Here is a 19,262-nt window from a genome sequence, read left to right as displayed (position 1 = left end):
TCACTCCTCGGAGTTGGGGAAGCGTGCGATGACTTCGTCCAGCCGGGCCGCCAGGGTGGATACGTGGGGCGGGAAAAGGGCGCTGCGGTGGTCGCCGGGAATCCGCCCGGAACGGACTCCGCCGGTTGCCAGCCGCCGCCACTGGTCCAGGTATCGGTCGAAGGTCCGGCCGATGATGTCCTCGTACCCGCCCTCCGCGAGCTCCTGGCAGACCAGCACGTCCACCGAGCCGGCGTACTGCGGGAACCGGTAGGTCAGCCGCAGCTCGGCCATTTGCCGCCATGACTTGATCCGGTGGGTCCAACCGTGGACAAGGTCGAGGTCATGACCCTCTTCCGCGAACACGGTGGCCCCGTCGTCGACAATCGCGCTCAGCACCTCCAACAGCCGGCTCCGGACCCGGGCGCGCTCCGGGCCGTCCGGCAACTCCCGCAGCCGGGTCAGCAGCGCATCGGCCCGGCGCAGCTGTGCCACGTTCGCAGCGAGCGGGTTGACGCCAGTGGAGGGGTACTCGATCGGGTCGATGAGCATCAGCCGGGGGTGCTCTCCGTCCGCACGTAGCTTGCGTGCCATCTCCCAGGCGATGCCACTGGAACCGCACCAGCCGAGAATGTTGTACGGGCCGTGTGGCCATGCCCGCTTCAGCTCGGCGACATACGTCGCCGCGACCTCCGCGAGGCTCTCCGGGTGCAGGGCGTGGCCGTGCAGCCCCGGCCATTCGAACGCCGCCACCGGACGTGTGCCGGCGTAGGTCTCGGCCAGCTCCCGGTACCAGTGAGCGCTTCCGCCACCGGGGTGCACGCAGAACAGCGGCTCGGCCGCACCGGTCTCCCCGAGCCAGATCAGCGGGGACGATTCTCCTCCGGTGTCCCGACGCGAGGACGCCTGACGCGCCATCGCACGCACCGTGCGGTGCTGGAGGAAGTCCCGGAAGGTCAGCTCGACGGAGTGACCTCGGGAGAGCCGGGCGATGATGCGCATGGTGAGCAGGGAATGACCGCCGAGCGCGTAGAAGTCGTCCTCCCTGCCTACGCGTTCGACACCGAGGGCCTCGGCCCAGGTGGCCGCGATCGCCTTCTCGACCGGCCCGACGGGGGGCTCGTACTCCGTGTCGCCCGGCGGCATTCCGGACTCGGGCGCCGGCAGCGCGTTACGGTCGACCTTGCCGTTGGCGAGCCGAGGGAACGCCTCCATGGCGACGAAGTGCGTCGGCACCATGTAGCCGGGCAGGGTCTTGCGGGCGTACCGCACCAGTTCCCCGAGCGGGAGCGCCTCCTGGCGCAGGATGACGTAGGCCGCGAGCTGCTGTGTCTCCGCCGGGCCGGGAACCGGACGCACCACGGCCGAACGGACCTCCGGATGCGTGGTGAGCACCGCCTCGACCTCGCCCAGCTCGATCCGGAATCCGCGGATCTTCAGCTGATGGTCACGGCGGCCCAGCACTTCGATACGGCCGTCCGCCAGCCGTCGCCCGATGTCGCCCGTCGCGTACATGCGGCTGCCCGGCACCGTGGTGTAGGGGTCCGGCAGGAACACGTCCGCGGTGCCGGACGGACGGCCGAGATAGCCCTGAGCCAGCCCGCCACCACCGACATGGATCTGGCCGGCCACCCCGAACGGCACCGGTTCCAGCTTGTCGTCGAGCAGGCGGCAGGCGGTGTCGCGGGGCAGGACCCACCGCGGAGCCGTGTTCGGGGCGTACCGGCTGCCGAAGCAGTACACGGTGGCCTCGGCCGGACCGTACATGTCCCACACACCGGCCTCGGTGGACCCTAGGCGCTGGGCCAGTGTGGCCCCGAGCGACTCCCCGCCGGAGACGCGGTGGAAGCCCGGCGGCGGAGTCCATCCGGTCTCGTCGAGCATCCTCCAAGTCGTTGGTGACGCCTGCATCAAGGTGGCGCCGTGCGCGCGGAGCACGTCGGTCAGCGAGACGGGGTCCTTGGCGTAGTCGTTCCCGGCGAGGATCAGCCGGCCACCCGCGGCCAGCGCGACGAAGACGTCCAGTTGCCAGACGTCGGTGGTGGTCGGCACCACGGTGGCCACGGCGTGGTCGGGGCCGAGACCCATGTCCTGGATCATCGACAGCACACGGTCGGACAGGGCCGAGTGCCGGACCATCACGCCCTTGGGGCGGCCGCTCGATCCCGAGGTGTGGACCACGTAGACCAGTTCCTCGGCGTGCGTCGGTCGCGGCGCCATCGCGGCGGGCAGGTCGCGTACCTGGGCGGGGAGCACGGCCTGGAGCGGGCCGGCCTGTGCCTCCGTCTCGGCTATGACCGTACGCACCCCCGCCTCGGTCAGGATCGCCGTGTTGCGTTCGGCGGGATGCGAGGGATCGACCGGTACGTACGCGGCGCCGAGGCCGACGACACCGATTACCGCCGCCACCAGGTCGGGCAGGGAGGCGGGCAGGCACACGCCGACCAGATCACCGGCCCGGACGCCCGACGCCCGCAGCGCGGCCGACCAGGAGCCGGCTCGTTGCCACAACTCCTCGTAGGTCAGCCGGTCCGCACCGAATTCGACGGCCACGGCTCGGGGGGTCCGCCGCGCGTGCTCGAAGACGAGCTCGTGCACCGCGCGGCCGGGGCCGGCGGCCTGACCGGGGTCGTTGCCCTCGGCGAGCAGCCGCAGACGCTCCTCGTGCGGCAGGAGGGAGACCTCGGCGCTGCCGTCCGGATCAGCGGCCATCAGGTCGAGCACTGAGCGGTACATGTCGGCGAGCAGCGCCGTGTGCCGCTCCCCGATCCGGCTGGACTTGGCGACCAGGACGAGGTCGCCGGCCTCGGTCAGCACGCACAGCGGGAACTCGTTCAGGCTGATGTCGGTGGTGTCCGAGGTGTCGACGGCCTCGCGGTCTAGCACATGGAAGTCGAGATAATTGAACGCCACGTCGAACAGCCGGTCGCCGTGGCCGAACTCCTGCTGCATCCGCGGCATCGGGAAGCGTCGGTGCGGCCACAGCTCGACCTCCCTGGCGAACACCTCGCTGACCAGATCCCGCCAGGTTTTCGCCCCGCCCGGGGCGACCAGTGGCACGGGGTTGAGGAACATGCCGCGGACCTGATCCCCGCCCTGAACCTCGGTGCGCCCGTTGCACACCAGCCCGGAGTAGAAGGCGTCGCCCTCGGCGAACGTGCGCCACACGGCGACATGGGCGGCGAGCAGCACGCTCTTCAGAGATGCCCGGGCCAGCCGGGCGAGGTGCCGCAACCGCTCCTCCATGTGCCGGTACGGGACCCGCAGGTGGTAGTCGCCCGGACCGTCCGGATCCGCCCAGGCGGGCGGAATGGTCAGTCGTACGGCGCTCTCCAGGCGCCCCGCCCAGAACTCGCGGTCCTCTGGGCCGTCGAGACTGCGCCGTTCCTGTGCGATGAAGTCGGCGAACCGGACCGCGGGCCGTGGTGCGTCCGGCGGTGTCCCTTCGGCGCGGATGGCCCGGTAACACGCGATTATCTCGGTGAGGACCGAATTGTGGCTCCATCCGTCCAGCACCGCGTGGTGTTCGGTGAGGGAGAGGTAGAAGCGGTCGTCCGCGACCCGATGGGCGTTCACCCGGATCAGCGGAGCCTCTCCGTGGGCGAACAGCCGCTCGCGTTCCCGTTGCCGGAACCCATCCATGAAGGACTTCTGGTCCTCGGCGGGCCGGTCCCTGAGGTCGGCGTGGCCGAACTCGGCCCGGGCGGCGGCGTACACCAGCTGGAGCGGCTCGGAGAACGTACGCAGATCGAAGGCGGTACGCAGTACCTCATGGCGGTCCACCACCGTGTCCACGGCCGCGGCGAGGGCGGGGGCGTCGAACGGGCCGTCATCGCGGATGAGGTAGCTCGTGATGTTGTGGTACAGGTTCCGCTCGGAGTCGGCGAGCATCTCGTAGACCATGCCAGCCTGCACTCCGGCGAGCGGATAGGCGTCTGACACTCCGTCCGGGACCTTGGCGCGGTCCGCCTCACCGATCAGCGAGAACGGAGGGACGCCTCCCTCTTCCGCCGGTGAGGCACCCCGCGAGGCGGCCAGCTCGGCGATGGTCTGATGCCGGAAGAGGTCCTGCACGGAGTAGGGGAGTCCGCTGGCGCGCAACAGGCCGACCAGGCGAACGGCACGGATCGAGTCTCCGCCGAGGGCGAAGAAGTTGTCGTGCACCCCGATCCGCTGCCCGCCGAGCACCTCCGCCAGCGCCGCGGCCATGGTTTCCTCGTCCGCTGTCCGCGGTGCGACGTAGGCCTCCGACCGCTCCTGCCGGGACCGTTCCGGGCTGGGCAGCGCGCTGTGGTCGAGCTTGCCGTTGGCCGTGAGCGCCAGCTTCGGTACGGATATGAAGACCGCCGGGACCATGTAGCCGGGGAGCCGCGCGGCCAGGTACCGGCGCAGGTCCGCCGTCGCCGCGGCGGAACCGTCCTTGGGGACCACGTAGGCGACGAGCTCCCGGTCACCGGGCGCGGCCTCGTGGACGGTGACGGCTGCGGCCGTCAGGTCCTGATGACCCGTCAGGCAGGACTCGATCTCTCCCGGCTCGATCCGGAACCCCCGGATCTTGACCTGCTCGTCCGAGCGTCCGAGGAAGCCGATGTCCCCGCCCGGCAGCACACGGGCCTGGTCCCCCGAGCGGTACAGCCGCGCACCCGGCGGGCCGAAGGGGTCCGGTACGAACCGCTCCGAGGTCCGGGCCGGCCGGCCGAGATACCCACGGGTGACCCCCGGGCCACCGACGTATATCTCGCCGGTCGCTCCGGCCGGAACCGGTCGCATCCGCCCGTCGAGGATGTGCAGGGTGAGGTCAGGCAACGGGGTGCCGATCGGACTGCGGTATCCGTCGAGGTCGTCGCGGCTCAGCGGCCGGGAGGTGACGTGCACCGTTGTCTCGGTGATGCCGTACATGTTGACCAGTAACGGAGTGTGGTCGCCGAACCGGTCCCACCACGGCCGGAGCATGCCCACATCGAGCATTTCCCCACCGAAGATCACCAGACGCAGCCGGAGGCCGTCGAGCAGCGGCTCGTTCCGCGCCGTCAGTTCCACCAGGTTGCGGAACGCGGACGGGGTCTGGTTCAGCACGGTCACCCCCTCGTCCGCCAGCAGCCGGACGAGATCCCACGGCGAACGCGCCACCTCCTGCGGTACGACCACGAGACGACCGCCGTGGAAGAGCGCGCCCCACATCTCCCAGACGGAGAAGTCGAAGGCATAGGAGTGGAACAGCGTCCACACGTCGTCCGTACCGAAGCCGTACACGTCCTCGTCGGCGTCGAGGAGCCGGACCACGTTGGCGTGGGTGACCTGCACGCCCTTGGGGCGGCCGGTGGATCCCGAGGTGTGGATGACATACGCGAGGTCGTCCACGTGCGCGTCACTCGCCGGGGCGTGGACGGGTGAGGCGGCGAGCAGGGCGCGTTGTGCGGGGTCGTCGAGCACGATGATCCCGCCGGGCACCGGGGCGGCCGAGACCCGCTCGGCCAGGGTGCTCTCGGTGACGATCACTCGCGCGGAGGCGTCGCGGATCAGGTGGTCGATCCGTTCCGCGGGGTGTGCCGGATCGAGCGGGAGGTAGGCCGCGCCCGCCTTGAGCGTCGCCAGCACGGTGACGATCAGATCTATCCCGCGCCGCAGGCAGATACCGACCAGGTCCTCGCGCCCGGCGCCGGCCGCGCGGAGCACGTGCGCCAGGCGGTTGGCACGGGCGTCCAGCTCGCCGTAGGTCAGATGCTCGCCGTCGCAGGTCAGCGCGACGGCATGGGGACGCTGCGCGGCCTGCTCCGCGAACCGCTCGTGAAGACAGGTGGCGGGGGCCGGTCCGGTCGGCCGCCGCGCCTCGTCCTGACTCACCAGGGGCAGTTCACTGATCCGGGTGCCGGGCTGTCCTACGGCCGCGTCGAGCAGGCGCACATAGTGTTCGCCCATCCGCCGCACGGTGCGCGCGTCCGTCAGGGAGTGGGGAAAGGTCACCGAGCACGTCACCGAACCGTCGGCGTGTTCCTCCAGTGCCCAGGTGAGGTCGAATTGGGCGTGCCGCTGTTCCAAGGGGATCAGCTCCCCGGTGAGGGCACCCGCCTCGAACCGGAACGGCTCGTTGTTCTGCAGGACGAAGTTGACCCCCACCAACGGATGGGTGGCGAGGTCACGGTCGACCACCAGCGCGTCGACGACGCGCTCGAACGGCACGTCCTGATGAGCGTAGGCGTCGACCGCCGTGACCCGGGCACGCCGGAGCAACTCGGTGAACGACGGGTCGCCGGACAGGTCCGCGCGCAGCACCAGCGTATTGAGGAACAGGCCGATCAGATCCTGGGTGTCGGCATGGGTCCGTCCCGCGATCGGGGACCCCACGGCGAAGTCGCTCTGGCCGGTGTACCGGTGCAGCAGAGACCAGAAGACGGCCAGGTACACCATGAAGGGGGTCGCCCGCTGGGCACCGGCCAGCGCGCCGGCGCGCCTGGCCAGTGCGGCCGGGATCTCGAAGGTGACCGTCGCACCGGAGGGTTCCCAGAGCGCGGGGCGGGTGCGGTCGGTGGGCAGCTCGAGCGCCGGCAGGTCGCGCAGCTGCCCGACCCAGTACTCCAGCTCCCGGTCCAGGCGCTCGTCGGAGGCGTGGGCGCGCTGCCAGGCGGCGAAGTCGGCGTACTGCAGCCGGGGTTCAGGCAGTGACTCCCCGGCGCACAGAGCGGCGAGTTCACGGGCGAGCAGACTGCCGGACCAGCCGTCCACCGCGATGTGGTGCACGGTGATCGCGAGGACGTGCTCCTCGGGCGCCAGCCGGATCAGCCGGGCCCGCAGGACCGGGCCGGTGGCCAGATCGAACGGTCTGCTGCTCTCCGCGTACAGCAGGTCGTCCAGTTCCGAGGGGCTCGCACCGGTGAAGTCATCGGTCAACAGATCGACGGCGGACGGCGGATCGATGGTCTGCGCCGGTTCCCCATCCTCGTCAACGGTGTACCGGGTACGCAGGATCTCCTGGCGGCGCACCAGTTCGTTGAGTGCGCCCCGGATGTCGGCCTCGGCCGCCGGGCCCGTCAACCGGAACACCAGCGGCACCAGGTACTCGGTGCCTCCGGGGCGTAGCTGGTCCAGCACCCACAGACGGCGCTGGGCGAAGGAGAGCGGCAACGATCCGTTCCGAGGTGCCACGGGAATGTCGAGGCCGTGTGCCGCCTGTTCCGGTGCACGCTGACGCAGACGATCGCGGAGCAGCTGAGCGCCACTGCTCGACGCATGCTTCGGCTGATCAAGGCTCATGTTCTCGTCCCTAAGATCGTGTGACGGCTGGGTCGGCGTGGGCCGGTGCGCTGTCGGCTTCCGCCAACCGGGCGAGCGCGTCCGTCTGGGCGGCGACGGTGGTCGCCTCGAACAGCAGACGGAGTGGGATGTCCATCCCGAACAGGTCCCGCAGCCGGGTCGCCAGCCGCGTCGCGAGCAGGGAGTGGCCGCCGAGGTCGAAGAACTCCTGGTCCACTCCCACCCGCTCGATCCCGAGCACCGCGGCCCACGCCTCGGCGACGGCTTCCTCGACCTCGTCACGGGGAGCGGTGAATCGCTCCTCCTCAGCCTGGGGGCCGGGCGGCGGCAGCGCCTTGCGGTCCACTTTCTCGCTCGCTCCGAGCGGCAGTTCGCCGAGCCGCACGAAGGCCGCGGGCACCATGTATTCGGGGAGCCGGTCCCGCAGATGGGCGCGCAGGTCGGCGCCCGTCACGTCGGGTGCGTCCGGGTGGGGCACCACGTAGCCGATCAGCCAGCGGTCACCACCCGGTGCGCTCCGCATCGCTACGGCGGCCGCCCGCACGGCCGGATGCCGGGCCAGGGCTGCCTCGATCTCACCGAGTTCGACCCGGAAACCGCGGATCTTGACCTGTGCGTCCGTCCGGCCGAGGAATTCGAGGGCACCGTCCGCGCGGCGGCGGGCCAGGTCCCCGGTCCGGTAGAGCCGTTCACCCGGCTCGTCGCCGTACGGGTCCGGTACGAACCGGTCGGCGGTGGCGCGCGGTTGCCGCAGATAGCCCCGGGCGAGTCTGACGCCGCCGAGGTGCACCTCCCCGGCCACCCCGGTCGGCACAGGCTGCATCCGCTCGTCCAGTACGTACACCCGGGCTCCGGGAAGCGGCTGTCCGAGCGGCACGCTCCGGTCCAAGCCGCCGGTGGCCAGGTCGGCTTCGCCGACCTGCTGGGTCAGCGCCGCGACGGTGGCCTCGGTCGCGCCGTAGAGGGTGACGAAACGGGCGTCCAGCCCGGTGGCGAACCAGCGTCGGGCGTCCTCGAGGGTGACCACATCACCGGCGACCACCACGTTCCGCAGTGTGGTCGGCCGTACGCCGCGGTGCGTGACCGCGGCCGCCACCTCACGGTAGAGGTGCGGGACGACGGCCAGTTGTGTGACCCCGGTCCGTGTGATCAGCGCGGGCAGTTCGGCCGGGGACACCGGACCGGGATCACCGACCACCACGGTCGCCCCCAGCAGAAGCGGTGCCAGCATCTGCTCCAGGGCCGGATCGAAGTGCGGCGGCGCCAGGAACAGCACCCGGTCGTCGGACCGGTAGCCGAGTCGCGCGGCCATCACCCTGGCATGGTGGGTGAACGCCTCGTGCGTGATCATCACGGCCTTCGGGCGTCCGGTCGACCCGGAGGTGTGGACGACATAGGCCAGGCGGCCGGGGTCGCCGGGGGACAGTTCCACCGGTGGGGCCTGGTTCGGCGCGTCGACCAGTACCGCTGGCGCGGGCAGCTCTCCCAGACGGGAGAGGGCCTTGGCGTCCGTGAGCACGGCCGACGGCCGCAGCTCGTCGAGCATCGCCGCCAGACGCTCGGCGGGCTGCGCGAGGTCCAGCGGCGCGAACACGCCCCCGGCCCGGAGAACCGCCAGCAGAGCCGTGACGGACGCCGTGGACCGGTCCAGCACAACGGCCACCGGGGATTCCAGCCGGGTGCCCGCGGCGACCAGCCGCCGTGCCAGCGCGTCCGCCCGTACGGCGAGCTCGGCGTAGCTGAGCTGTTCGCCGTCCCCGGTCACCGCGACGGCCTCGGGGGTGCGGGCGGCCTGGGCGGCGAACGCCTCGTGGGCACACTCCGGTTCGACGGGCGTTCTCGGTGGGTTCCAGCCGTGGAGCAGCCGTTCGCGTTCCGGTCGGTCCAGCATGGGCAGCCGGCTCAGTGGGCGGCGGGCCCCGGACCCCATCGCCGTGGCGAGGGCGCGGAAGTGGTGGGCGATCCGGCGCACCGTGGCCTCGGTGAACAGCTCGGTGGCGTACTCCAGCTCCATCCGATACCCGCCGTCGGGCTGGGCGGTCAGCAGCACGGTCAGGTCGAACTTGGCGCCGGTGTGGTCCGTCTCGAAGGGCTGAACGTCGACTCCGGCCAGTGTCAGGGGCCGCGACGGCGATTCCCGTACCCCGAAGGTTACGTCGACCAGGGGCGACCGGGAGAGGTCACGCTGCGGGGCGAGCTCGTCGACCAGCCTGTCGAACGGGAGCCGGTCGTGGCCGAACGCGTCGAGGGCATGGTCCCGCACCCGGCTGATCAGCCGCTCCGGCGTCGGGTCGTCCGAGAGATCCACCCGCAGCACGAGGGTGTTGACGAAACATCCGGCGACGTCCTCGATCTCCGGGTGCCCACGTCCGGCGACCACGGTGCCGACGGCCAGATCGCTCGCACCGGTGTAGCGCCCCAGCAGGGTGTAGAAGACGCTCAGGAGGGTCATGAAGGAGGTGGCGCCCCGCTCCCGGCCCAGGCGCAGCAGCGGCTGGGCCTCCGCGGAGGACAGCGTCTCGCGCACGACGCCGCCGACACCGTCCCGTACCGCCGGCCTCGGCCGGTCGGTGGGCAGGTCCAGCGGCCGCATCCCGCTCAACCGCTCACGCCAGTACGAGAGGTCGGCGTCCAGCGCCGGGCCGGACAGCTGCCCGCGCTGCCAGGCGGCATAGTCCACGTACTGCACGCGGAGGGGCTCCAGCGCCGCCGGCTGCCCGGCGGCATGCGACCGGTACAGCTCCGACAGCTCACGTGCCAGCACGTCCTCGGTCCAGTCGTCCGTGAGAATGTGGTGCATGAGCACGACGAAGACATGGTCGTGCGCCCCGATCCGGATCAGACGCGGGGCGAACGGTGCTCCTGCCGAAAGATCGAACGGCTGCTCGGCCAGCGAGCGGATCAGCTGCCGTACGTCCCGCTCTCTCTCCTCGCCGGTGAGCGCGGTGACCGGCAGCGGGAAAGGCCCGGCGGGGGCCACGGTCTGGCCCGGCGCTCCTTCCGGGCCGGTCACGTAACGGGTGCGCAGGATCTCGTGGCGGGCCACCAGGTCGCGTACGGCGGAGCCCAGGGCATCGGTGTCCAGCGGCCCGCGCAGGCGGAACCCCCAGGACACCCGGTACTCGGGGCTGCCGGGGTTCAGCCGGTCGAGGAACCACAGCCGCTGCTGGGTGAAGGAGAGCCGCGCCGGACCGGACCGTTCCTGTGGGTCGAGTACCTCGATGTGGTCGGCCGTCTCCTCCTCGCCGAGGTGCGCCACGCGCTCGGCCAGCGCCGCCACGGTGCGCGCCTCGAACACCGTCCGTACGGACACGGGGACGCCCAGGGCGGCGCGGAGCTTTCCGGCGACCCGGATCGCGAGCAGGGAATGACCGCCCAGGTCGAAGAAGTCGTCGTCGGCGCCGATGGTCTCAAGCCCGAGCACATCGGCCATGAGGTCGGCGACCAGCTTCTCCTCCGGTGTCGCGGGTGCGGGCCCTCCGGTGCCGCGGGTGCCGGAGGGGGCCGGCAGGGCGGCCCGGTCGGTCTTGCCGCTGCTGGACAGCGGGAGGCCGTCCAGGGGAACGAAGAGGGACGGCACATAGGCTTCCGGGAGCCTGTCCAGCAGATATGCGCGAAGATCCCGGTGAGCCGGCGGCTCGGCGCGTGGCACCACATAACCGACGAGCCAGGGTTGGCCGTCCGGTCCCGGGCGGGGGACGACCACTGCCGCGGCCACGGCGGGGTGCCGGGCCAGCACGACTTCGACCTCACCCGGTTCGACCCTGATACCGCGGATCTTCACCTGGTGGTCCATCCGGCCGGTGAACTCCAGCACTCCGTCCTTGCGGCGGTGTACCCGGTCCCCGGTCCGGTACGCGCGAGCGCCCGGTGGGCCGTACGGGTCCGGGACGAACCGGTCGGCGGTCAGCCGGGGGTTGCCGAGGTAACCACGGGCCAGACCGGCTCCGGCCACCCGCAGTTCGCCAGTGCGTGCGCGGGAGCCGTCCGGGGCGAGCACCTCCGCCCGCGTGCCGTCCAGCGGCAGACCGATGGGCACGGCTCCGGTGCCCGGGCCGTCGAACTCCCATGAGGTGACGTCGATCGAGCACTCGGTGGGCCCGTAGGTGTTGACCAGAAGCGCGGGGAGCCGTGTGGTCAGCCGAACGGCCAGCTCGTCGGTGAGCGGCTCACCGGCGGAGAAGAGCAGCCGCAGCGACGTGCAGCCGTCCAGACCGGGCTCCTCGGCGAGGGTCCGCAGGAACGTAGGCACACCTTGCAGTACGGTGATCCGTTCCCGTGCCAGCACCTCGACGGTGAGCGCGGGGTCGCGCTCGGCGCCGTCGGGTGCGAGCACCACCGTTCCACCGGTGACGAGCGGCCCGAAGAACTCCCAGACAGAGGCGTCGAACGTGACGGACGTCTTCTGGAGCACCCGGTCGGCGGCGGTGAACGCGTAGCGGCCGACGGCCCAGCGGACCCGGTTGAGGATCCCCCGGTGCACCACGGCCACCCCTTTGGGACGACCGGTCGAGCCGGAGGTGTACATGACGTACGCGAGCCCGTCCGGGTCGGTCGCGCCCTCCACCGGCGTGGCCGGGCGGGCGTCGATCGCGGCATGCCCGGCGAGGGGCAGTACCGGCACTTCGGGCAGTACGACCGGCGCCTCGGCGTCAACCAGCAGCAGGCGGGCGCGCGCGTCCCGCAGCATCCACGCCAGCCGCCGCGACGGATGGGCGGGGTCCAGCGGCATGAACGCGGCTCCCGCTCGCAACACCCCCAGCAGCGCCACCGCCAGACGCGGCCGCCGCGGCAGACAGACGGCCACGACCTCGTCGCGGCGCACACCGCGGGCGCGCAGTTCGTGAGCCAGCCGGTTGGCCGCCCGGTCCAGTTCCCGGTAGGTCAGCCCGCCCCCGGCGGACTCGACCGCCAGGGCGTCCGGGGTCAGGCGAGCCTGACGGGCTACCAGTTCCGGCAGCCCGGGCTCGTGGCACTCTGGGTGGTTCATGGGTCACCTCGACTCGATCAGTCGGTCGTCAACTGGCCTGGCCGGCCATTCGCTGCCGCAGGCTGAGCGGCCGCATATCGGTCCAGACCCGCTCGATGTGGTCGAGGCACTCCTCGCGGGAGCCGGATGTTCCCTCGGCTCGCCATCCGGCGGGGATCTCCCGGTCGGCGAACCAGACGGAGTACTGCTCCTCGTGGTTGATCACCACCAGGTACTGGTCGTGCGTGGACATGCTGTTCCCTTCTCGTGACTGGTCCGGCGTCTTCGGTGCCGCCGTTGACCGTGGCGAGGACTGTTACGCCGCGAGGTCGCGGCCTTCGCGCCGCGCGACCGGCCGGCACCGGTGGCGGGGTGGGGCTCCGGTGCCGAGGCGGCCGACGAGTCCGGACGGTGCCGGGCCCGGCCCTGACCGAAGGCGGCGTTCGGGCGCGACTCGTGCCGCGGCGCCGACGTCGCCGCGGCGCGGGGTCAGCATGCCGCTCTCGCCTTCCACAGATGCTGGATGTCACCGAACTGCGCGTTCACCCAGGTGTCGGAGTAGATGGTGTCCAGGTAGCGCTCGCCCCGGTCGGGCAGCAGCAGGACGCAGTTGGCGTCCGCGGGCAACTCGCCGAGTCTGCGTTCCACGGTGCTGACCACCGCGCCCGAGGAGCCTCCGCCGAGAATCGCCTCCGTGTCCACCAGCCGGCGGCAGCCGACCACGCAGTCCTGATCGGTCATTCTCGCCACCGAGTCCGCCATGCCGTCGAAATGGAGTTCAGGGCGGACGGCCGCGCCATGGCCGGGAACAAGGCGTTGGCAGCCCGCTTCACCGAAGATGGCGCTGCCCTCGGCGTCCACCGCGACGATATGGGTCGCGAGCCCGTTGCGCGTGATGAATTGAGAGCAACCGTGGATCGTTCCGCAGGTGCCGGTGGCGACGAACAGGTAGTCCACTGCTCCGTCGAGCTGCTCGGCCACCTCTCGCATGATGGCTTCCTGGGCCTTAGCGTTGCGCACGTTGGCGTACTGATTGGGCCAGAAGACATGCGGAATGTGCTGGCGAAGTTGCTGTACTCGCCGCAATCTGGCGGGCAGGAATTCTCCCGTCCTGCTGTCCCGTTCGGTGACCATGCTCAGTTCCGCGCCGTAGGCCCGGAGGATTTCTCTGTTCTGCGTGGTCGTCTTCGGGTCCACCACGCAGATGAAACGGAGTCCGTACAACCGGCAGACCTGGGCCAGGCCGATCCCGAGATTCCCCGAGCTCGACTCGACCACCACGGAGATCCCCGGTGTCAACTCCCCGCTCTCGATCGCACCGAGCACCATTCCGATGGCTGCCCTGTCCTTGACGCTGCCGCCCGGATTCAGCGCCTCCAGCTTCGCGTAGAACCTGGCCTTCGAATCCGGGAAAAGCCGCTTAAGCGGCACCAGTGGAGTGGATCCGACAGCCGAGAGAATACTGTCGTGGGCACCACCCCCTGCGCGCAGGTTCTTCACCATGTCGGAATCTCCCTATCAGGCTGATCCTGCCTCACCGGGCGCAGCGGTCGGGCGGTCCGGTGACTTCTTCTCGGCCGCGAGACGCAACAACCGGTCCACGAGGGCGTCGAGTTGATTCTTCTGTTCCGCGATGACGAAAACGTGCTCTGCCATGTCGCCGAAGGTCTCGCCCCGGAAGTAACCCACCTCCTCGAGGAGCATTACCTCGGTCGACTTCTCCAGCTCCAGCATCAGCTGGACCGAGGAGAAGGAGTCGAGATCGGTGAGCAGGTTCGGCCGCGGCACCCCGGGCTGCTCCCCGCAGATCATGTACGCGGCGTCCCGCACGAGTTCGGTCAGCGCGCCAACCACCACGGGATCTCTGTCTGCGGCCACTGTCCCGTTCGACATGATTATTGCCCACGCTCCTTTTCCCGTAACAAGATTATTTCGGCCTGTGCGGCCAATAAATCAAAACACCCGGCGGCGACGAGAGCCGTCGGCCGGTCACCCGACAAGACGCCCCATCGTTTCCACAGCGGGACGGACGTGTCCAGTCCATGTCCCGCTGGCGGGACAACGCGGAAGGCGTCACCGTACCGCCGCAATGGAAGACGCTTGACTCCGGGGCAGCTCTATTATTAGTTTCCCTGAGGTTTTCGGTGATTGAGCGCACCGGAGGAGTCCCAGAAAGAGGGCCGTCAATCATGTTGTATCCGCACACCGAGTCGGGGCAGGTAGTTCTGCGTCCTGCCAGAGAATCCGACGCGGCGGACGCCTACGAGATTCTGTTTCAGATCGGGTACTGCGGGCTGCCCACGATCGACGAATATGTCGCCTCCTTCGGGCGTGGAGCGTCCGCAGTCTTCCTCGTGCACCGCAAGGGCGGTGAAGAACTGGCCGGCCTCGCCACCATCTCCGACCTGAACCCGGCCGGTCACGTGAAGGTCGAAGTCAATATGGCCGCAGATCAGCCGATCGAGCTGCTTCGGGATGCGAATGTGCTCTGCACCAACTTCGCGTTCTCGATGTGGCGGACGCGGAAGGTGTACTTTCACACCACTCGGACGAGCGCGGAGGCGCTGGCCTTCGGCGACGAGTACTCGGCGATGATTCGCGCGGAAGCGGTGCTGCGCAACTATGTGTTTTTCCAGGGCCGTACCTGGGACGTGAACGTCTTCTCCGTCCTGCGGGAAGAATGGGATGAACATGGCGTTGAGTTCCTGAATGTGATCGCCACCTGAATCGAAACTGTACGTTCTACCGGAGGTGACGCGCCATGCCCCTTTCCGTCTGGGGTTACCTGTCCGAGTACGAGAAGGAGCGGGATGAAATCATCGAGGCCGTCGACTCGGTCTTCCGTTCCGGGCGGCTGATTCTCGGCGAAAGCGTGGCGTCTTTCGAGCGAGAATACGCGGCGTATCACGGAGTGCCGCACTGCGTCGGGGTCGACAACGGAACCAACGCCATCGTGCTGGGCCTGCGGGCGCTCGGTGTCGGCCGCGGCGACGAGGTCATCACCGTCTCGAACACAGCGGCACCGACGGTGCTGGCGATCGAAGCCGTAGGCGCTCGGGCGGTGTTCGTCGACGTCCACCGCGACAGCTACCTCATGGACGTGGATCAGGTGGAGGCGGCGATCACCTCCAGGACCGCCTGTCTGCTGCCCGTCCATCTCTACGGTCAGTGTGTGGACATGGGGCCGCTGGAAGCCATCGCCGCGCGGCACGGCCTTCCGATCCTGGAGGACTGCGCGCAGGCCCACGGGGCCACCCACCATGGACGCGTCGCGGGCTCGATGGGTAAGGCGGCGGCGTTCTCCTTCTACCCCACCAAGGTGCTCGGCGCCTACGGGGACGCCGGGGCGACGCTCAGCCGCGACGCCGAGGTCGACGCGCGGCTGCGGCGGCTGCGGTACTACGGCATGGAGGAGGTGTACTACGTCGTGGAGACGCCGGGCTACAACAGCCGCCTCGACGAGGTGCAGGCCGAGATCCTGCGCCGCAAGCTGACCCGCCTCGACGAGTACATAGCCAGGCGCCGCGCCATCGCGGCACGGTACGCCGAGGCGTTCCGGGGCACCGAGCTGCTCACCCCGCGGGTCGCGCCCGGCAACACACACGTCTATTACGTGTACGTCGTGCGGCACCCCGAGCGGGACGAGGTGATCGCCAGGCTCAAGCGGCAGGACATCCTGCTGAACGTCAGCTACCCGTGGCCGGTGCACACCCAGTCCGGATTCGCTCATCTCGGCTACGGCACGGGCTCCCTGCCGGTCACCGAGGAACTGGCCGGCCAGATCTTCTCACTGCCCATGTACCCCTCGCTCACCGAAGCCGAGCAGGAACGGGTCATCGACGCGACGCACAGCGTGCTGGCCGAGCTCTGAGCATGACGCCCCGCCGGACAACCCTTCCGTGCCGACCCGCCACGGTGCCGCGACGACAGGAGGACTCATCGTGAGGGACCGACTCATGACCGCACCACACCGGGCCGGGGGCCGGACAGCGAGATCCGGGCGGCACTCGGCCGGCTCGTTGGAGGAGTTCCACGAGTGGTGGGCCGACCGGCATCTCCAGGGCCGTTTCCACGTCGAGCAGATCCCGTTCTCCGAACTGGACTCCTGGTCCTTCGAAGCCGATACCGGCAACCTCGCGCACGTCAGCGGCCGGTTCTTCACGATCGAGGGGCTCCAGGTCCGGGACAACGGCCGGGATATCTGGTCGCAGCCGATCATCAACCAGCCGGAGATCGGCATCCTCGGCATCATCGTCAAGGAGTTCGACGGTGTACTGCACTGCTTGATGCAGGCCAAGATGGAACCCGGCAACATCAACACACTGCAGTTGTCCCCGACGGTGCAGGCGACCCGCAGCAACTACACCCAGGTCCACCGCGGCATGTCCACACGGTACTTGGAGTACTTCATCGGCCCCGGTCGTGGCCAGATCCTGGTGGACGTCCTCCAGTCCGAACAGGGTGCCTGGTTCTGGCGCAAGCGCAATCGCAACATGGTGGTCCTCGTGACCGACGACATACCACCGCACGACGACTACCGCTGGCTGAGCCTGGAACAGATCCGCGAGCTGAACCACTCCGACCATCTCATCAACATGGACGCCCGCACGGTGCTGTCGTGCATGCCCTTCCCGCTGCCGGACGAGTCCCAGCTGCCCACCGGGGACCCCTTCCGTGACGCGCTGATCCGCTCCTGCCAGTACCAGCAGGACGGGGTCGAGACCCGGCACACCTCGGGGGAGATCCTGAGCTGGTTCACCGAGGCGAAGACCCGCTGCCACTGGACGGCGCGGCTGACACCACTGGCGAAGGTCAGCGGCTGGACCCGCGACGACGTGGAGATCGCCGATGAACACCGCCAGCACTTCCGCATTGTCGCGGTGAGTGTGGAAGCCGGGACCCGCGAGGTACAGCGATGGACCCAACCGCTGCTCTTTCCCCGGGGGGAGGGGCGGGCGGTCTTCATCGTCCGGATCATCGACGGAGTGCTCCACGTGCTGGTGCAGGGCCGTCCCGAGTACGGCCTCATGGACCTGGTGGAGATGGCACCCACGGTGCATCTCTTGCCGGGAACCGGGGTCTCGGCGGTGGAGGACCCCTTCCTGCGCGAGGTGCTGGTCTCCAGGACGGCGACGGTCCGTTACGACCAAGTCCTCTCCGAGGAGGGCGGACGGTTCTACAACGCGCTCACCCGGTACCAGATCACCGAGGTGGGCGAGGAAGTCCCGCTCGACCCGCCGCGCAACTACTGCTGGATGACCGTCCGCCAACTGATGGACCTGCTTCGGCACGGTCACTACCTGAACATCGAAGCCCGTAGCCTGCTGGCCTGCCTGCACAGCCTCTACTGACCTGTGCGGGCTCGATCCACCTTCGGAGTCCGGTCGGATATGAACACGGCGCACATCACCGATCTCTCGTTGCCGAATGCCCATCAGATATCTCCCGTCCGCCATGTCGACAGGCGGGGCTTCTTCTACGAGGCGTTCCGCACCGAGACGGTCAGCGAGGCCATCGGCTACCCGTTCCGGGTCCGCCAGTTCCACTGTTCCGTGAGCCGCCGCGGCACGATCCGCGGCATTCACGGCACCCTGCTGCCGCCGGGCCAGGAAAAACTGGTGACCTGCGTCCGCGGTGAGATCATGGGCGTGGCCGTGGACCTCCGGCTGGGATCACCGACCTTCGGCCGGCACCAGACGCTTCACCAGGTGGCCGGCAACGGGGTCTCCCTGTACCTCGCCGACGGTTTCGGCCACGCATTCCTCGCGCTGACGGACGACGCCTGCGTCACCTTTCTCTGCTCCGAGGAGTACCGGCATGGCACGATGCTGCACGTCAACGCTTTGGACCCGGACATCGGCATCCCGTGGAACGTAACCGGGCAACCGGTCATGTCGGTCAAGGACGCCGCCGCGCCCACCCTGGCGCAAGCGGCGGACATGGGTCTGCTGCCCACCTACCAGGAGTGCCTCGCGCATTATGAGGCCCGGCGGGCCTGAGTCCGCACCGCCTTTCCGCCCCACCCTGCACCGAGCGGAGCCGACTGCCGTATGAGCGCTGAAGAGACCCATCCGCTTCGCATGGGGGTGATGGGCTGCGCGGACATCGCCTGGCGGCGGACGCTGCCGGCACTGGTCGCCGACGCGGCGATCGACGTCACCGCCATCGCCAGCCGAAGTCTGGGGCGTGCCACCGAGTTCACCGACCGGTTCGGCGGTGTCCCGCTGGCCGGTTACGACGTGCTCCTCGCCCGGCCGGACGTGGAAGCGGTCTACATCCCGCTTCCGGGGATGCTGCACGCCGAATGGGTGGAGCGCGCACTGGAGGCGGGCAAGCACGTCCTAGCCGAGAAGCCGATGACCGCGAGCCCCACCCTGACCGCCCGGCTCATCGAGGTCGCTCGGGCGCGCGGGCTGGTGCTGCTGGAGAACTACATGTTCCTGCATCACTCCCAGCACGCGGCCGTTCGGGAAGTCATCGATAGCGGCGTGATCGGCGAAGTCCGCGGCTTCTCCAGCGACTTCACCATTCCCCCCAAGCCGGACGGTGACATCCGGTACCAGCCGCAGGTGGGCGGAGGCGCCTTCCTCGACTTCGGCGGCTATCCCGTTCGTGCGGCACTGCACTTCCTCGGCGGTGAACTCGACGTCGTGGGAGCCGTCTTCCGCCAGTACGGCGCCCGCGACGTGGTGATGTCGGGCAGCGTGCTGCTCTGTACGCCCCAGGGAGTTCCGGCGCAGCTCACCTTCGGCATGGAGCACTCGTACCGGACCAGCTACGAAATCCGGGGGAGCGAAGGGCGGCTCTTCCTCGACCGCGCCTTCACCCCGCCGGAGAGCTATCAGCCGGTGCTGCGCATCGAGCGCCAGAACCACCGTGAGGAACGTGTCCTGCCCGCCGACCACCAGTTCGCCAACGTCATCGCCTTCTTTGCCGATGCCGTACGCCGCGATGACGAACTGCGCCTCCAGCAGCAGGAGACACTGAAACAGGCCTGGCTGATCGAGCGCGTCGAGCAGGTCGCCACCGTGGTCAAGGTCTGAACCCCGTACCGGGCGGTGAC

At 69.5% G+C, this 19,262-nt stretch carries 10 protein-coding genes; 5 read left to right on the top strand and 5 right to left on the bottom strand.

What is annotated here, in order from left to right:
- The 5 genes from BT364_RS13140 to BT364_RS13120 form a co-directional block, all read right to left on the bottom strand.
- The gene (locus BT364_RS13140) at positions 1-7,122 is read right to left on the bottom strand and encodes a non-ribosomal peptide synthetase (protein ID WP_218172425.1); all 7,122 of its coding nucleotides are present in this window, start codon (positions 7,120-7,122) and stop codon (positions 1-3) included.
- Between the two features lie 118 nt (positions 7,123-7,240).
- Positions 7,241-12,220, bottom strand: coding sequence for a non-ribosomal peptide synthetase (locus tag BT364_RS13135; protein WP_072485339.1), 4,980 nt, complete (start codon positions 12,218-12,220; stop codon positions 7,241-7,243).
- A 28-nt stretch (positions 12,221-12,248) separates the two neighbouring features.
- Positions 12,249-12,452, bottom strand: a complete 204-nt coding sequence (locus tag BT364_RS13130) for an MbtH family protein (RefSeq protein WP_072485338.1) — start codon at positions 12,450-12,452, stop codon at positions 12,249-12,251.
- 236 nt (positions 12,453-12,688) lie between these two features.
- A complete protein-coding gene (sbnA, locus tag BT364_RS13125; protein WP_072485337.1) occupies positions 12,689-13,702 on the bottom strand; it encodes a 2,3-diaminopropionate biosynthesis protein SbnA in 1,014 nt (337 codons plus the stop codon).
- A 15-nt stretch (positions 13,703-13,717) separates the two neighbouring features.
- A complete protein-coding gene (locus tag BT364_RS13120) occupies positions 13,718-14,092 on the bottom strand; it encodes a hypothetical protein (protein ID WP_143166483.1) in 375 nt (124 codons plus the stop codon).
- A gap of 296 nt (positions 14,093-14,388) precedes the next feature.
- Here BT364_RS13120 and BT364_RS13115 point away from each other — a divergent pair, with 296 nt between their 5' ends.
- The 5 genes from BT364_RS13115 (at position 14,389) to BT364_RS13095 (ending at position 19,242) form a co-directional block, all read left to right on the top strand.
- Entirely contained in the window at positions 14,389-14,925 is a 537-nt protein-coding gene (locus BT364_RS13115; RefSeq protein ID WP_072485335.1) for a GNAT family N-acetyltransferase, read from the top strand.
- Between the two features lie 35 nt (positions 14,926-14,960).
- Positions 14,961-16,070: a DegT/DnrJ/EryC1/StrS family aminotransferase gene (locus BT364_RS13110; protein ID WP_072485334.1), complete on the top strand. Its 1,110-nt coding sequence runs from the start codon at positions 14,961-14,963 to the stop codon at positions 16,068-16,070.
- A gap of 85 nt (positions 16,071-16,155) precedes the next feature.
- On the top strand, positions 16,156-17,550 hold the full coding sequence (locus BT364_RS13105; protein WP_072485333.1) for an NDP-hexose 2,3-dehydratase family protein: 1,395 nt from the start codon (positions 16,156-16,158) through the stop codon (positions 17,548-17,550).
- 39 nt (positions 17,551-17,589) lie between these two features.
- A complete protein-coding gene (locus BT364_RS13100; RefSeq protein ID WP_072485332.1) occupies positions 17,590-18,198 on the top strand; it encodes a dTDP-4-dehydrorhamnose 3,5-epimerase family protein in 609 nt (202 codons plus the stop codon).
- Between the two features lie 51 nt (positions 18,199-18,249).
- On the top strand, positions 18,250-19,242 hold the full coding sequence (locus BT364_RS13095) for a Gfo/Idh/MocA family protein (protein ID WP_072485331.1): 993 nt from the start codon (positions 18,250-18,252) through the stop codon (positions 19,240-19,242).
- Positions 19,243-19,262 lie beyond the last annotated feature (20 nt).

It is taken from the genome of Streptomyces atratus (genome assembly GCF_900119365.1).
Lineage (GTDB): Bacteria > Actinomycetota > Actinomycetes > Streptomycetales > Streptomycetaceae > Streptomyces > Streptomyces atratus_B.
The sequence above is the reverse complement of the archived record's forward strand: the minus strand, read 5'-3'. Positions and strand labels throughout refer to the sequence as shown.

What these genes read in the sequence shown, in the direction of transcription:
- BT364_RS13110 (WP_072485334.1), top strand. Translation starts at nt 14,961, where the DNA reads ATGCCCCTTTCCGTCTGGGGTTACCTGTCCGAGTACGAGAAGGAGCGG.
- BT364_RS13120 (WP_143166483.1), bottom strand. Translation starts at nt 14,092, where the DNA reads ATGTCGAACGGGACAGTGGCCGCAGACAGAGATCCCGTGGTGGTTGGC.
- BT364_RS13100 (WP_072485332.1), top strand. Translation starts at nt 17,590, where the DNA reads ATGAACACGGCGCACATCACCGATCTCTCGTTGCCGAATGCCCATCAG.
- BT364_RS13105 (WP_072485333.1), top strand. Translation starts at nt 16,156, where the DNA reads ATGACCGCACCACACCGGGCCGGGGGCCGGACAGCGAGATCCGGGCGG.
- BT364_RS13095 (WP_072485331.1), top strand. Translation starts at nt 18,250, where the DNA reads ATGAGCGCTGAAGAGACCCATCCGCTTCGCATGGGGGTGATGGGCTGC.
- sbnA (WP_072485337.1), bottom strand. Translation starts at nt 13,702, where the DNA reads ATGGTGAAGAACCTGCGCGCAGGGGGTGGTGCCCACGACAGTATTCTC.
- BT364_RS13115 (WP_072485335.1), top strand. Translation starts at nt 14,389, where the DNA reads ATGTTGTATCCGCACACCGAGTCGGGGCAGGTAGTTCTGCGTCCTGCC.
- BT364_RS13130 (WP_072485338.1), bottom strand. Translation starts at nt 12,452, where the DNA reads ATGTCCACGCACGACCAGTACCTGGTGGTGATCAACCACGAGGAGCAG.
- BT364_RS13135 (WP_072485339.1), bottom strand. Translation starts at nt 12,220, where the DNA reads ATGAACCACCCAGAGTGCCACGAGCCCGGGCTGCCGGAACTGGTAGCC.